General features: G+C 44.8%; 14 protein-coding genes and 1 other annotated feature. Of the genes, 12 read left to right on the top strand and 2 right to left on the bottom strand.

Annotation, left to right across the window (positions count from 1 at the left end; all coding sequences use genetic code 11):
- On the top strand, window positions 1-1,443 hold the full coding sequence (locus T3H97_RS15100; protein WP_190297506.1) for an ATP-binding protein: 1,443 nt from the start codon (window positions 1-3) through the stop codon (window positions 1,441-1,443).
- A gap of 221 nt (window positions 1,444-1,664) precedes the next feature.
- Here the strand turns inward: T3H97_RS15100 and serA are convergent, their stop codons facing one another.
- The gene (serA, locus tag T3H97_RS15095) at window positions 1,665-3,257 is read right to left on the bottom strand and encodes a phosphoglycerate dehydrogenase (RefSeq protein ID WP_328800148.1); all 1,593 of its coding nucleotides are present in this window, start codon (window positions 3,255-3,257) and stop codon (window positions 1,665-1,667) included.
- A gap of 261 nt (window positions 3,258-3,518) precedes the next feature.
- Window positions 3,519-3,768 (bottom strand) — a binding site (T-box leader).
- Between the two features lie 185 nt (window positions 3,769-3,953).
- On the opposite strand from serA, the gene T3H97_RS15090 reads away from it, so the two are divergent.
- Complete coding sequence (locus tag T3H97_RS15090; protein WP_328800147.1) at window positions 3,954-4,541, top strand: type II CAAX endopeptidase family protein; 588 nt, start codon at window positions 3,954-3,956, stop codon at window positions 4,539-4,541.
- Complete coding sequence (locus tag T3H97_RS15085) at window positions 4,538-4,879, top strand: hypothetical protein (protein ID WP_025723058.1); 342 nt, start codon at window positions 4,538-4,540, stop codon at window positions 4,877-4,879. The genes T3H97_RS15090 and T3H97_RS15085 overlap by 4 nt, the downstream gene beginning before the upstream one ends.
- 142 nt (window positions 4,880-5,021) lie before the next feature.
- Here the strand turns inward: T3H97_RS15085 and T3H97_RS15080 are convergent, their stop codons facing one another.
- A complete protein-coding gene (locus tag T3H97_RS15080) occupies window positions 5,022-5,945 on the bottom strand; it encodes a polysaccharide deacetylase family protein (RefSeq protein ID WP_328800146.1) in 924 nt (307 codons plus the stop codon).
- A gap of 94 nt (window positions 5,946-6,039) precedes the next feature.
- Here T3H97_RS15080 and T3H97_RS15075 point away from each other — a divergent pair, with 94 nt between their 5' ends.
- The 9 genes from T3H97_RS15075 to der all read left to right on the top strand — a co-directional run bounded on the left by T3H97_RS15075 (window position 6,040) and on the right by der (window position 14,730).
- Window positions 6,040-6,417, top strand: a complete 378-nt coding sequence (locus T3H97_RS15075; protein ID WP_029517316.1) for a hypothetical protein — start codon at window positions 6,040-6,042, stop codon at window positions 6,415-6,417.
- Window positions 6,418-6,614: 197 nt separating this feature from the next.
- Window positions 6,615-7,229 (top strand): genetic competence negative regulator, encoded by a 615-nt coding sequence (locus T3H97_RS15070; protein WP_013310751.1) that lies wholly within the window; start codon window positions 6,615-6,617, stop codon window positions 7,227-7,229.
- Window positions 7,230-7,315: 86 nt separating this feature from the next.
- Window positions 7,316-8,011 carry a glutamic-type intramembrane protease PrsW gene (prsW, locus tag T3H97_RS15065; protein ID WP_328800145.1) on the top strand — a complete coding sequence of 232 codons (696 nt, stop codon included), beginning with the start codon at window positions 7,316-7,318 and terminating at the stop codon, window positions 8,009-8,011.
- Between the two features lie 264 nt (window positions 8,012-8,275).
- Window positions 8,276-9,661 carry a germination protein YpeB gene (ypeB, locus tag T3H97_RS15060; protein ID WP_328800144.1) on the top strand — a complete coding sequence of 462 codons (1,386 nt, stop codon included), beginning with the start codon at window positions 8,276-8,278 and terminating at the stop codon, window positions 9,659-9,661.
- A gap of 165 nt (window positions 9,662-9,826) precedes the next feature.
- The gene (locus T3H97_RS15055) at window positions 9,827-10,486 is read left to right on the top strand and encodes a flagellar brake protein (protein WP_328800143.1); all 660 of its coding nucleotides are present in this window, start codon (window positions 9,827-9,829) and stop codon (window positions 10,484-10,486) included.
- Between the two features lie 129 nt (window positions 10,487-10,615).
- Window positions 10,616-11,323, top strand: a complete 708-nt coding sequence (gene cmk, locus T3H97_RS15050) for a (d)CMP kinase (protein ID WP_328800142.1) — start codon at window positions 10,616-10,618, stop codon at window positions 11,321-11,323.
- Entirely contained in the window at window positions 11,320-11,913 is a 594-nt protein-coding gene (locus T3H97_RS15045) for a lysophospholipid acyltransferase family protein (protein WP_328800141.1), read from the top strand. The genes cmk and T3H97_RS15045 overlap by 4 nt, the downstream gene beginning before the upstream one ends.
- Window positions 11,914-12,033: 120 nt before the next feature.
- On the top strand, window positions 12,034-13,260 hold the full coding sequence (gene rpsA, locus T3H97_RS15040) for a 30S ribosomal protein S1 (RefSeq protein WP_013371699.1): 1,227 nt from the start codon (window positions 12,034-12,036) through the stop codon (window positions 13,258-13,260).
- A gap of 147 nt (window positions 13,261-13,407) precedes the next feature.
- The gene (gene der, locus T3H97_RS15035) at window positions 13,408-14,730 is read left to right on the top strand and encodes a ribosome biogenesis GTPase Der (RefSeq protein WP_013310744.1); all 1,323 of its coding nucleotides are present in this window, start codon (window positions 13,408-13,410) and stop codon (window positions 14,728-14,730) included.
- Window positions 14,731-14,734: the final 4 nt, after the last annotated feature.

Below are 14,734 nucleotides of genomic sequence, written 5' to 3'. Positions count from 1 at the left end.
GTGAACTTCTGGAGATCGCTGGTAGGCAAGCTGTGGATCACCATCATTTGTCTTGTAGGCTCTGTGCTTATTTTTCTAGGGCTTTTTTTATTACCGTACATCAACAGAAATTTTGCGGCGTATGAATCGACGGAAATTAAGCATTTGTTCACCTATACATGTATTGTCGGATTTTTATTGACGACCTTTTTTGCCCTATTCCTTTTTACTAAAATCACACAGCCTATGCAGCTGTTGATTCAGGCGGCGAATGCGATTCGTGAGGGAAGGTATGATACTCGGCTTTCGCTGGTGACCAGTGATGAAATTGGAGAACTGGCGAAAACTTTTAATCATATGTCTACGGAACTGGAAGCAACGATCCGCAGTCTGAATGAGGAGAAAAACCATTTATCCAGCGTACTGCGAAGCATGTCTGATGCCGTAATCACCTTCGACAGAAGCGGACAAATCATCTTGACGAATCCGCCGGCACAAAGTCTATTGGATATCTGGAAAAAGCTGGAGTGGCAGGAGCGTGATCTGGAGGAGTTTGGAGCTTCTGTACCTGAGCCTTTGCAGTCTCTGTTCCATACCGTTATGGACAGGGGGGAGGATGTCGGAGACTATATCCATGTCAAGAAGGGCTCCTGGTCGGTGCAGATGGCGCCTCTGTATACGGATAATGCAATCCGCGGTGCAGTAGCTGTGCTTAGAGATATTACGGAAGAAGTGAAGCTTGAGAAGATGCGAAGCGATTTTGTGGCCAACGTATCTCATGAAATCCGTACACCTTTATCTATGATGCAGGGCTACAGTGAGGCGTTGCTGGATGGTATGGCGGGTTCACCAGAAGAATCCGAGGAACTGGTGCAGGTCATCCATGATGAGTCATTACGCATGGGAAGGTTAGTCAAGGATCTGCTTGATCTGGCCCGAATGGAGGCTGGTCATACAGACATGCACCGACAGGAAGTGGATGTGAATGAGTTGATCGAGCGTGTTCACCGTAAATTTACGGTACGATCAAAGGAACAGGGACTGACACTCGATTACCATGAGCATGGTCAACGTTTGCTGCTGCCTGAGGCAGATGAAGACCGATTGGAACAGGTATTGACCAATTTGCTGGATAATGCATTTAGACACACACCCGGCGGGAAAAAGGTTACTATTGCGGCGGATCGAATTTTGGGAGAACGGCATGAGTTAATCCGTATTCGGATTAAGGATGAAGGTGTAGGCATTGCCAGCGAGGATCTACCTTATATTTTCGACCGCTTCTACAAGGCAGATAAGGCCAGAGTACGTGGTGAGGATAAAGGGACTGGTTTGGGGCTTGCTATTGTCAAGAACATTGTAGAGGCTCACGGAGGCTCTGTCTCTGCTGCCAGCGTATTGGGGGAAGGGACGGAATTTACTATTTTGCTGCCGATCTCCAACAAAACAAAGCTGGGTCTGTAACAGGCTTATAAGCCCCAGCTGATATACCCCGGTTTGCAGGCATCCTCGGAAGAGGGTGCTTTTTGTTGAAAAATCAACATTTATCTTGTTCAACGTGGAACATCCTGTTTCATGCATGATGATTGCTCTCATGACAGATAACGGTATAAGAGAAAAAGACGCCTGGGTAGCCAGGCGCCTCTCTTTATTATAAAACCATGGACTTCTCAATATGTCTGGAACTAATTTAGCACTACTTCTTGGGCAGTATTTAGTTCTGGCAAACCAACGAGTTGAATCAGCACGTCTTTTGGCACGGCTTTATCGACGGTCAGAATCATGATGGCTTCACCGCCGACAATTTTACGCCCTACTTGCATGGATGCGATATTGACGCCGTTCTCCCCAAGCAAGGTGCCGACACGACCGATAATGCCTGGTTTATCATTGTGGGAGATGAGCAGGAAATGAGCTTCCGGTGCCACATCTACCGGGAACTGGTTCAACCGAACAATACGTTCGCCATAGCCTGCCAGCAGGGTGCCAGATACACGTTGCTCTTCGCCGCTCTGCGTTTTGAGTGTAACGGTAATCAGGTTGGTAAAACCCTTGGTGGCGGGCGCCTGAGATACGACAAGATGGATGTCACGTGTTTTGGCCAGATGTACAGAGTTTACAATGTTCACATCGCTGCCCAGATGACGGCTAAGTACACCTTTCAAAATATAACGTGTCAGCGGCTGTGTATCCACAGAGGACAAATCACCAGCGTAATCTACCTGAATTTCACGTACAGCCTGATTCGTGATCTGAGCGGCAAAGCTGCCCAGCTTCTCTCCAAGCGAGAAATATGGCTGCAATTGCGTCATGACGTTGGATGGTACTGGAGGCATGTTGACCGCGTTTTTAAAAGGCTCATCACGCAAAATATGCAGCACTTGCTCGGACACATCGATAGCTACATTCTCCTGAGCTTCGACAGTCGAGGCACCCAGATGTGGTGTGACGATAATTTTCGGATGACTCAGGAATGGGTGATCCTGTGTTGGCGGCTCTGACTCGAATACGTCAAAGGCTGCACCGGCAACGATACCTTCATCAATGGCTTCAACAAGAGCCATTTCATCGATAACTCCGCCCCGGGCACAGTTGATGATGCGCATTCCTTTTTTCATCACTTCAAACTGTGGACGAGCAATCATATGTTTCGTTTCCGGTGTTAATGGTGTGTGTACGGTCATAAAATCTGCGTTGCGGATAATTTCGTCCACGCTCGCCAGCTTAATGCCAAGCTTCTCAGCGCGTTCTTCCGTTAGAAATGGATCATAGCCGAGGATGCTCATGCCAAATGCTTTAGCACGTTTAGCCACCTCACTGCCGATACGTCCCATGCCGAGGACTCCAAGTGTTTTGTTGCGTAGTTCGACACCGAGGAATGTTTTACGATCCCATGTACCGCCAATGGTTTTGGCATATGCCTGTGGAATATGACGTGCTAGAGCCATCATCATCGCAAAAGTGTGCTCACATGTCGTAATCGTGTTGCCGTCAGGAGCGTTAATAACGATAATCCCGCGTTGTGTTGCTGCTTCGAGGTCGATGTTGTCCACTCCGACCCCAGCTCGCCCTACAACCTTGAGGTTCTTACCTGCCGTCATGATGCGTTCGGTTACCCGAGTTTGGCTTCGAACGAGTAATGCGTCATAGTCACCAATAATTTGAACCAATTCATCCTCGCTGAGACCTGTGTTCTTGTCCACCGTGACATCGTCTGCATCCATCAGTTGCTGGATGCCCAGGTCACTGATCGGATCGGATACTAACACTTTAAACATTTGGTTTCCTCCTCAAAGTTAACTTCTTTTATGGACAGGATGTACTTCAAACTGAAATACATTCCATAAAGAACATGAAAAAACTTGAAATACTTCTAAAAGTACAGGAGAGCGGTGTAAAATACTAGTGTGATAACGCATTGACGCAGAAAAGGAATGGGATAGCATTATGCACCAAACTAACGACCAAAAGTCTTGTGCGGAGACGCTTTGCGGTTTTCGGGCATCAAAAAAACCCCCGAATCACATACTATCTCCATAGTAAGGGACGAGAGTTATCGTGGTACCACCCTAATTCGCAGCCATTTCGCAATGGACTGCCTTCAGCGGTCATAAAATGACCGAAAGGATAACGGTTTTCTGCCGATTGCATCTAATGCCGGGAAATATTCCCTAGACCTCGGTGCAATAACTCAGGAGCGCTGAAAGTAGTTACTTCGTCACCGGCTTCCACCCAAGCACCGGTTCTCTGAGGACGAAATCAATACCTTTTCTCCATCATTGTTGTTGTCGCTAATAATTTTTTCATAATGTATCATGGCTTACATGGGCATGTCAATAGGACATGCGACATGTGAGGATAGCAGGCTAGATATATAGCTACAGAATGCGGAAAATTAAGATTTAAGTCTTCTTGAATCCGCCCGACTTTTTGGCTATGATGCTAAAGAAGACTATGCAGAGGACTAACTAACTATGAAAAAGCTTAAAGTGAAATGGAAAAGAGCGCAAATTCATGAATTGAACGACCGCTTGCTGATTTACAATTTGTATCTAACTCAGGGGCTGACCCTGCTGATTGGCGCAATCTGGATATTTTTTCAGAAAAGAAATGTGTTAGAACTATTTGCATTGCCGAACACTCTGCACGTCTTATGGTGGGGATTGGGATTGGCCGCCGCTATGTTGCTTGTGGATCTGTTGCTATCCCGGATTATGCCTGAGGATGCTATGGATGACGGTGGTATTAACCAAATGCTGTTTCAAAATCGTCCGGTGTGGCATATTATTTGTATAGCAGCTATCGTTTCTATCTGTGAGGAACTCTTGTTCAGAGGTGCGATTCAGTACAGCTTTGGTCCTTATTGGACAAGCATTTTGTTTGCGGTGATTCATATCCGATATTTACGGCATTGGATTCCCACTGGCTGGGTTTTTCTTAGCAGTTATGGATTGGGCTACATATATGTGCAGACCGGTAGTCTGTGGGCACCGATCATTTGTCATTTTGTGATTGACCTTATATCTGGTTTAGCGTTACGTTTTCGGAGGTATGAAGAATGAATCAGGAACTTAGCAGAGTGCAGACCTATGGCAGCCGTCGAAATGGTCGCAAAGGCAAAGAGGAGGACAGGTCAAAATCTAAACCAGTTCGCTCCCGTGCTTCACGGCCCGTGCCAGAATTGGCTCACGTTGCCGCTGCACCAGAAGTTGCTGTGACGATGGAGGATGACACTCCTGCCAGTGAGTACCGAACGCGGGCAGAAATGTTTCCGTCCCGCCGTATTCGGGTAAGCAAGTGGTTTTTAAATTTTTTGAGTACTCTTTTTGTGCTGATTACTGCAGCGTTACTGTGGTGGGGCATTAAGGGTGCACCACCCATCAGTGAAATGCTTTGGTAATATAAAGTTATTATGGACGTCTGTGCTTAGGTCAAGGCGCGTAATGATACGGTGAAAAGGCCTCCATCTCCGCATGAATAACGGAGAATGGAGGCCTTTTTTGCATTATCTATAGTTAATCCGGAGTATACGCAAGTGTCTACTAGCTGGCAGGAACCTCAATCCCTTGCGGATCGACAAATTGGTAACCCTTTTGCTCAAGGCGCGTCAATAGACTGTCCAGCGCCTCAGCTGTCCATGGCAGTTCGTGCATCAGGATATTGCTGCCTGGATGAAGTTGTTCTGTTACATTTTTGAGAAGTGCCTCCGTTTTATTAGGCTGATTCTTTTTCATTGTCCAGTCTAGAGAGCCGACGGACCATGTCATGTATAGGAGACCGTTTTCCTTAGCGACCTTGCGACCTACGTCCCCGCCTGCACCATGAGGGGGGCGGAAGAAGACGGGGGCTTGACCTGTAATGTCCTTAACAGCTTTTTGTACCGTTTCAATCTGTTTTTTGACCTCGGGCTCAGATTTATTCTTCAGTACGATGTGATCCCAGCTATGGTTGCCGATGGGCTGTCCACGGTCATGGATAAGTTTGAGCAACTCAGGATGCTTTTTTACACGGTAACCGTTTACGAAGAAAATCGCTTTCGCTTTGTGTTTGTCCAGTACATCTATGATTTTGTTAATCATTGCTGCTTCCTTAGGACCATCATCAAAGGTCAATAACACGACTTTTTTTTCGGTACCTTGTTGGTTAGGGATTACATTGTAAGCTTTGTCCAAGTGATACATTTTGTTATTGGTAGTTGCAGATGTCGCAGCTCCTGTTTCGTTGCTTTCGCTGGTTTTATCATTTTGTGCATTGGTTTTATCCGCTGAGTTATGATCGTCACTGCCTGCTTGCTTACTGCTGCTTTTTGGGGAAGAGACGTTGCTCTGATCTTTGGCGCTGTTACTTGAGTCAGGCGCTACCGAATCCTGCTGGTTGCTTGTTGCCGCAGATTCAGGCTTGGTTGCAGTGCAAGCACTAAGCAGCAGACATGCGGTGAACAAAATGGCTGCTGTTTTTGTACCCATTATTTCATCTCACCTTCCTGTATTTTATACCGTATGAGTTTGTCACTACTGACGAACACTATGCTTGATTCTACCACAAAGGGAGGTTCTAATTGTGAAAACATCTTCATTTTTCTTGGGAATCGTTTTGGGCGCTGTCGCAAGCTCTATGATCTCCCGCAACCGCAACATGTTGGGCTTATCTATGGACATAGGTGGAAAAAAAGGCGGCAATTTAGTGCAGCAAGCCCGTACTAAAATGATGGACGCGGCATTCCCCGGGATGGGCGAGATTACGCTCAATAAAGAAGACACCCATAAGGATCAAGACCATCATTCACAAACAGATAAAACCGCTTATAACGCCCATACTGCCAAGAACAAAGAAGAGAATATGAAGTTGATTAAAGACTTCATCAGCACAAGTCCCGATGTTAAACGTGAGGTCGAGCAAATTTTGAAAGAAACTCATACAGCCGTACCGGGATTGTAACCCAGAAACCTTTATTCCGAATCATTTTGCGGCTTTTTTGTAAAAGCCGTTCAAATGATTCTTTTTTTTATCTTTTTATTGCGTGCATTTACGATTATAAAATGATAACATGATTACATAGAACCATTTTCATCACAGGCATCATAATTTCATCATAATCTGTTAATAACACTCGGCTGCCAGGAGGAGGGTCCAGTATGAAAATAGAAAGATTAAGTCAGGACAAGATACGGATTTTCCTTACCTTTGACGATTTGAGCGAACGCGGTATTCAAAAAGACGATATGTGGCAAGAAATTCCAAGAGTTCATGAGCTGTTTACCGAAATGATGGATCAGGCATACAGCGAACTGGGCTTCGACGCCACGGGACCGTTAGCTGTCGAAGTCTTTGCGCTTCCTGCTCAAGGAATGGTTGTTATCGTCACCCGGGGAAAATATGACCATCAACAGTATGGTTCGGGTCCCGATGAGGAGCTTCCAGAGGAAGTCTACGAAATGGAAGTCACGCTGGAGCATAGCGATTCCATCGTTTACGCGTTTAGCGATTTCGAAGTACTCATAGAAGCGGCTCATATGCTTCGTAGCAACACTACGGAAGCAGGTAAGCTGTATCATTATAGAGGAAAATGGATTCTGCATTTGGAACCAGAAGAAGTAGAGGAGTCCAAGCTTGCGGCTTTAATCGCGGTTCTTGCTGAATTTGGAGAAGGCTCATCCGTTACACCAGCTATGTTGGAAGAATACGGCAAGCTGGTCATTCCTGAACAGGCAGTTGCTGTCATCTGCACTCATTTTGACAGCCGTTCTTGATTCGTTTTATTGAAAGTGATATCGAAGTGAATTTGTCGGCTCTGCGCTGAAAGCAGAGCCGACTCATTTTTATGGAGGGATGATCGGTGCTTCTGTTTTCAGTTTTAGCGGCAGCCACAGCGCCGGGTCTCGCCTTATTAATGTATTTTTACTTGAAGGACAGGTATGATTCGGAGCCACTGCACATGGTTATTAAAGTGTTTTTGCTCGGCTTTTTGGTGGTTCTTCCTGTCATGATTTTTCAACGCGGGCTGCTGCTTTGGCTAGGGGATCACACGTTAATCCAGGCGTTCGGCATTTCAGCCGGAGTGGAAGAGTTTTTTAAATGGTTTCTGTTGTATCACATCATCTATAATCATACCGAGTTCGACGAGCCTTATGATGGTATTTTGTATGCGGCCGCAGTCTCACTCGGATTTGCAACGGTTGAAAATCTGTTATATGCCTGGGCGGGCCATGCTTCGGTTAGCATGATGCTGATGAGATCATTGCTACCGGTATCTGGTCATGCGATGTTTGGCGTAATGATGGGCTACTACATGGGGAAGGCCAAGTTTTCAGAGGGATTGAGGAGCAAATACATGTTGCTGCTGTCATTGGTGCTTCCATGGTTCTGGCACGGAGTATACGATTTGATTTTATTGAAATTTTCGCATGACTGGATCTGGTTTATCATTCCACTTATGGCCTTTCTATGGTATGGAGGAATGGCGAAGATCAGTCGAGCTAATAACCGTTCTCCTTTTCGTTTGTTAAAACGGGAAGAAAAGGTTAACATGTAACAAAATGGGACACACTGATCTGACAAACCTGTTAGAGAAAGAGGTGTCTTTTTTTGCGTATAAAAGTTAGAATTCATTGTAAAAGATGCGGAGAACGCTTTGTGCTGAGAGGACGCATAGAGCAAGGACAGATTCAGACCGGCTTTAAACGCTGCATTTGCGATAACTGTGAGTTTATTGTTGAAGTCATGGAAAACCATGCATAAGAGAGCATTCTTCTTGTCACACTATCGGTAGTGTACTTGAAGAAAGGAGACTCCCAATATGTATAAGCGACTTAGTTCCGTATTGTTCCCGGTGGTTACCCTGATGATGATAGGAGCATTTGTGTGGGGTTATCAGCAAAGCCAGATGAGAAAAGAGGTGTCTCTTCAGGCAAATAGCATGTCGATTAAAGCGGAAAATCAATACCAGCGTGCATTTCACGATTTATCGTTTCATATGGATCAGCTGCATTCTCAACTCGGTAACGCGGTTGCTGTCCATAATACTTCACACGCGATGCACCGCAAATGCTTGATGAACGTGTGGAGGATTGCAAGTGAGGCCCAAAATGAGGTTAATCAGTTGCCTCTGAATGTAATGCCTTTTAATCATGCCAAGGATTTGCTGTCGCATCTATCTGCATTTTCGTATCAGACTGCTGTTCGTGATCTGGATCACGAGCCTTTAAATGAGAAAGAAATTTCGAACCTGAAAACGTTATATAACAATTCCAAAGAAATTTCGAAAAACATGCAGGAAGTGCAGCAAAAGGTCCTTAGCAAAAATTTACGATGGATGGATGTAGATATGGCGGCAGGTTCGCAAACTGGGCCGAAGGACAATACCATTATTGATGGCTTTAAAACCGTGGACAAAAAGGTGGAAAACTACAAGGAACTGGATTGGGGACCGTCTGTAGCCAGCATCTATGATAAACGCTCTGTGAAAAAATTGAGTCTCCCGGCAGTGAATGCAGAACAAATTAAACGAAATGCCGCTGAATTTACAGGAAAACCGGAAAGTCAGATCCGTGTGAACGAAAACGGTAAAGGAACGGAATGGGCATCTTATACAGCTACCCTGCTAAATAAGAAGCAACCCGTGGCCAGTATGGATTTTACGAAAAAAGGCGGCAAGCTTATTTCTTATCATGACATGAGAGCAGTAGGCCCTAAAAAAGCAACACGTAATGAAGCGATTCGCTATGCTAGTGAATACCTTGAACAAAAAGGTTACAAAGGAATGAAGCCAGTTGCGTATGATGAAAGCGGAAATTTAGCTAATATTACATTTGCGAGCCAACAAGGGGACGTGATTATCTATCCAGAAAAAATCACTGTCAGATCAGGCCTTGATAACGGACAAGTGATCGGTTTTCAATCCAGTGATTATGTGTATGAGCATAGTCATCTCCGCCGCATTCCGCAAGCGAAATTGAATTTGAATGCAGCAAGAGCAAAATTGAATCCTGAGTTTCGTGAAACTTACCACCGTAAAGCTTTAATTGAAAATGAACTTTCGAATGAAGTTCTGTGTTATGAATTTGGTGGTAAAATCAATGGTTCCGTTTACCGATTATACATTAACGCCAATACGGGGATGGAAGAAACGATTGAAGAGGTTAAAGATTCAGATGAACCTCAGGTTACTGCAAGTAATGCGTAGTTGATTACATGAAAATGAATCAATAGTCACTCTAAACCTCCTTCTTGAAGGAGGTTTTTTGTGCTTTAGTCATAGATCGAACAAATATAATGCTTAATATAGGCACAAAGTCGTGGTATTATATACCTTAATTAGAGCTTTTAATGGACAAGGATGGTGGATCATTTGTTTCCCAAAATTAATGATGTATTATACATACAAGTGGCTGGTACTGACCATAAGGACGAGATTTTTGAATTTAAGTCTCGTATTGCGGAAGAGGAGTCACAGAACTTTCTAATTGAAATTCCTATGTCACAAACAAGTGGGCACTTAAAAAAATTGTTTCTAGGGGAAGAGCTGTCTATATTTTTTATGAGCGAGGGTGGGATTAAAAATTATTTCAATACCCACGTTACGGGTTTTAAAGAGGATATCCTCCGGATGGTTCGCATTCACAAACCTGCTCCAGACAGCATCAGCAAAATTCAGCGCCGAAACTTTCTTCGGGTTAAGGCCAACTTGGAAATTGCAGTAAAGCATGGTGCGAACGAGTCCAGATTTGTAGCAGAGACACATGATGTAGGAGGCGGGGGTGTTTCTTTTCAGACCCAGGGAACTCATCATCTTGAAGAAGGAGAATCATTGTCTTGCTGGATTTTGGTTCCATATAAAAACGGCACTCAGGAGCATGTGCCGTTCCAATCTGAAATTGTGCGCATTCAGCAGATGGAAAACGGTCGCAAGCTCATTATGCTGAAATATGAGAAAATCGCTGATCAAGAGCGCCAAAAACTGATTAAATATTGCTTTGAAAGACAGCTGGAATTCCGGGGAAAATCTTAATCATCCGAAATTTTTCTTTTTTAGTAAACCTGTCGCTTATTTTGCATCGCCTATAAATGTGTGGTATAATTTTCACGTCGCAGGCAATGCCTGCTTTTTTCTTGAGGTTAGGTTAGGAGGAATTCCCTGTTGGCAAGGCAACATGTATCTTTAAGTAACAAAATAAATGTAGCCATTGATGGACCTGCTGGTGCAGGGAAAAGTACAGTGGCCCGCCTGGTGGCGAAAGCACTTTCTTATGTATATGTAGATACCGGCGCCATGTACCGAGCAGCAACGTGGTACATGATGTGCAAGGAAATTCCTGCAGAAAATGTACAAAAAGTGCTTCAACATGTACCTGAGCTGGTGATTGAATTAGTACCGGACCCCACAGGCCAAAAGGTTTATTGTAACGGGGAAGATGTAACCACTGTGATCCGTTCGATGGAAGTGACTAGCAACGTGTCACAGTATTCAAGTATTGCTGGTTTACGTACACGTTTGACTGAAAACCAGCGTGAGATGGCTGCGCGCAAGGGTGTCGTTATGGATGGTCGCGATATTGGAACAACTGTACTTCCCGATGCGGAAGTCAAGGTGTTCATGACCGCAAGTGTTCAGGAACGTGCCTCTCGCCGTTTTCAAGAACTGAGCGAAACTGATGATATCACTCTGGAGCAGCTAGAACGTGACATTGCGGCACGTGACAAGCTTGACGAGGAGAGGGAGGTATCCCCGCTTCGTTGCAGTGAGGACGCCATCGTGCTCGATACGACCCATATGGGCATTCAGGATGTCGTTGATACGATCGTATCTTATTGCTTAACGGAGAAGGATGGAGAGATCAGCCAATGATATATACTGTATGCGCCAGTATTTTGCGTCTTATTTACCGCGTTCTGTTTAGACTTGAGGCGGTAGGCAGGGAAAATGTTCCTGCCGAGGGCGGAGTGCTGTTGTGTTCTAATCATATTAGTAATCTTGACCCTCCTACAGTCGGTATTTTGCTGAAGCGAAAGGTTCACTTTATGGCAAAAGCCGAGCTGTTTAATGTTCCTGTACTGGGTCCACTAATTGGGAAACTGGGAGCTTTTCCGGTCAAACGCGGTGGTGTAAGTAAGGAATCCATCAAGCTGGCATTGAACATTTTGCGTGACGGTAAGGTTATGGGGATTTTTCCCGAAGGCTCCAGAGGATCTGGAGGAATTGGTAAAAAGGGTGCTGCAAGCTTCGCGCTACGCAGTGGAGCGGCTGCCGTTCCGGTCGCCATTATTGGTGATTACAAGCTTTTCCGTAAAACGAAAGTGTTATACGGTAAACCTGTCAATTTGGACGCTTACCAAAAGGGTGCCGATATCGAAGGAGATCCGCTTGAACTGGCAACAGAAGCAATTATGTCTCGTATTCGCACGATGAAGGAAACGGGTAAGCCTACGAATAACTGAAAGGCTTGCATGAATTGTGTCTAAGCTCGGAAAACTAGAACAAAAGTTTATTTATGTTTTGAACTCTGCCATGCGCAGGTTTAAATAAATGGTTTTTTTTGAATTGAGGAGGGTATTGACATGTCGGAAGAAATTAAAAATCAAGAAGCTGCTGAAGCGGCAAATCAAGACGAGCTCGATCAAATCGTCTCCCTGAAAAAAGGTGACACCGTTAAGGGTACAATCGTGAAATTGGAAGATAACCAAGCGGTAGTAAGCATTGGATATAAATACGATGGAGTTATTCCAATTCGCGAGTTGTCTTCTGGTCTGGATAACGCAGAAGAAGCAGTACAAGTAGGCCAAGAGGTTGAAGCTAGAATTATCAGCATTGACGATGGCAAGGAAAAACTTGTTCTGTCCAAACGTGCAATCGACAGTGAAAATGCTTGGGAAAAGTTGGAGCAACTGTTCGAAAGCAAAGAAGTATTTGAAGTTGTTGTGAATGATGTCGTTAAAGGCGGCATCGTTGTAGACGTGGGTCTGCGCGGATTCATCCCTGCATCCATGGTAGAACGCCACTTCGTTGAAGATTTCAGTGATTACAAAGGCCGCACATTGCGTGTTGTTGTAAAAGAACTGGATCGTGAAAATAACAAAGTGATCCTTTCTCAAAAAGACGTTCTGGAAGCAGAATTCGAAGCCAACAAGCTTAAAGTAATGGCTGAGCTGAAAGAAGGCCAAGAAATCGTAGGTACGGTTCAACGTCTGACTCAGTTTGGTGCTTTCGTAGATGTTGGCGGCGTGGACGGTCTGGTTCACGTATCTGAAATTGCTTGGACTCATGTCGATAAGCCTTCTGATGCAGTTTCTGAAGGAGATCAAGTGAAAGTGAAAGTCTTGAAAGTAGATCCTGAAAAAGGAAAAATCAGCCTGAGCATGAAAGCTGCACAGCCTGGTCCTTGGGAATCGGCTGCTGGACAATTCAACAACAATGACATCGTAACAGGTGTTGTAAAACGTCTGGTTAACTTCGGTGCATTCGTTGAAATCGCTCCTGGCGTGGAAGGTTTGGTTCATATTTCCCAAATTTCCCACAAACACATTGGAACTCCACAAGAAGTTCTGGAAGAAGGACAAGAAGTGAAAGTTAAAATTCTTGAAATGAATCCTTCCGAAAAACGTGTTAGCCTGAGCATTAAAGAAACTGAGGAAGCTCCTGAAGCTGCTCCTAAAGCAGAAAGAGCACCACGTGCATCTCGTGCACCTCGTGAGGAACTGAATAATCCTAACGTTTCCCTCAATAATTCCGGTCTGAGCATTACGCTCGGCGAGCGTTTTGGCGATAAGCTGAACAAATTTAAATGAGTTTAAATCAATACATTTTATAATAAGCATAACGTACACCATCGGCGGACCCAGAGGGTTCGCCGATTGTTGTTACGTGACCATATCGCCAATAGGTATGTTTTTTGCTATGATGATAGCGGAAGAATTGACAGGAGGAGTGAATTTATGGCAAGACCCGTTGTGGCTATCGTTGGTCGTCCGAATGTGGGTAAGTCCACTATTTTTAATCGGATTATCGGGGATCGTTTGTCCATCGTGGAAGATAAACCGGGAATCACTCGTGACCGTATATACGGTATATCGGAGTGGAATGGCAAATCCTTCAGTATTATTGACACCGGCGGCATTGAGATTGATGGTGAGGATGTCATTTTAAAATCCATCCGTATGCAGGCCGAACTTGCAATAGAAGAAGCAGATGTAATTGTATTCATGAGTGATGCGAAAGCAGGAATTACACAGTCAGATGAAGAGGTAGCTCAAATGTTATATCGTTCGGGTAAACCGATCATCGTAGCTGTCAACAAGGTGGACAACCTCAGTCGCGCCGATCTGATTTATGAGTTTTATTCTTATGGATTTGGTGATCCAATCGCTGTTTCTGGTAGTCATGGAACAGGGATAGGCGACCTGCTAGATGCCATTACGTCCAATTTGCCTGAGCTGGAAGAAGATCACTATGATGAAGACGTTATTCGTGTTGCCTTGATCGGCCGCCCGAATGTAGGTAAATCTTCACTGGTTAACGCCATTCTGGGAGAAGAACGGGTTATCGTTAGTGACATTGCAGGCACGACGCGTGATGCAATTGATACACCTTTTGAAAAAGACGGTCAAAAGTATGTGCTGATTGATACGGCAGGTATGCGTAAACGTGGCAAGGTATATGAAACGACCGAAAAATATAGTGTAATGCGTGCCATGCGTGCCATTGAGCGTGCAGATGTTGTACTGGTCGTTATTAACGGCGAGGAAGGCATTATTGAGCAGGATAAGCACATTGCTGGCTATGCTTATGAAGCGGGTAAAGCATCGCTGTTTGTCGTTAACAAATGGGATGTCGTGGACAAGGACGATAAAACGATGCACCAGTTTGAAACGAAAATTCGCGATCACTTTCTGTTTATGACATATGCTCCGATTGTGTTCTTGTCTGCAAAAACGAAGCAACGCCTACAAAAGCTGCTTCCAGTTGTCCAGCATGTGGCACAACAGCATGTATTGCGTATTCAGACACATTTGCTGAATGATGTAATTTCCGATGCGGTTGCCATCAATCCTCCACCAACAGACAAGGGACGTCGTCTGCGCATTAACTATGTGACCCAGGTTGCTGTTAAGCCGCCTACGATGGTTGTATTCGTAAACGATCCAGAAATAATGCACTTCTCGTATGAGCGTTATCTGGAGAACAAAATTCGCGCCGCCTTCAATTTTGAAGGAACTCCAATTCGTATCTTTACACGGCGCAAGTCTGACGAAAGTTAGGAGC

It is taken from the genome of Paenibacillus sp. LX16, assembly GCF_036252815.1.
Classification (GTDB): domain Bacteria; phylum Bacillota; class Bacilli; order Paenibacillales; family Paenibacillaceae; genus Paenibacillus; species Paenibacillus polymyxa_B.
Note: the sequence above shows the minus strand (reverse complement) of the source record. Positions and strands in the feature narration are given on the sequence as shown.

Bases quoted from the DNA above. Each gene is read 5' to 3' on its own strand.
- T3H97_RS15045 (WP_328800141.1), top strand. From the start codon at position 11,320: ATGATATATACTGTATGCGCCAGTATTTTGCGTCTTATTTACCGCGTT.
- der (WP_013310744.1), top strand. From the start codon at position 13,408: ATGGCAAGACCCGTTGTGGCTATCGTTGGTCGTCCGAATGTGGGTAAG.
- T3H97_RS15085 (WP_025723058.1), top strand. From the start codon at position 4,538: ATGAATCAGGAACTTAGCAGAGTGCAGACCTATGGCAGCCGTCGAAAT.
- T3H97_RS15080 (WP_328800146.1), bottom strand. From the start codon at position 5,945: ATGGGTACAAAAACAGCAGCCATTTTGTTCACCGCATGTCTGCTGCTT.
- T3H97_RS15090 (WP_328800147.1), top strand. From the start codon at position 3,954: ATGAAAAAGCTTAAAGTGAAATGGAAAAGAGCGCAAATTCATGAATTG.
- serA (WP_328800148.1), bottom strand. From the start codon at position 3,257: ATGTTTAAAGTGTTAGTATCCGATCCGATCAGTGACCTGGGCATCCAG.
- ypeB (WP_328800144.1), top strand. From the start codon at position 8,276: ATGTATAAGCGACTTAGTTCCGTATTGTTCCCGGTGGTTACCCTGATG.
- T3H97_RS15070 (WP_013310751.1), top strand. From the start codon at position 6,615: ATGAAAATAGAAAGATTAAGTCAGGACAAGATACGGATTTTCCTTACC.
- rpsA (WP_013371699.1), top strand. From the start codon at position 12,034: ATGTCGGAAGAAATTAAAAATCAAGAAGCTGCTGAAGCGGCAAATCAA.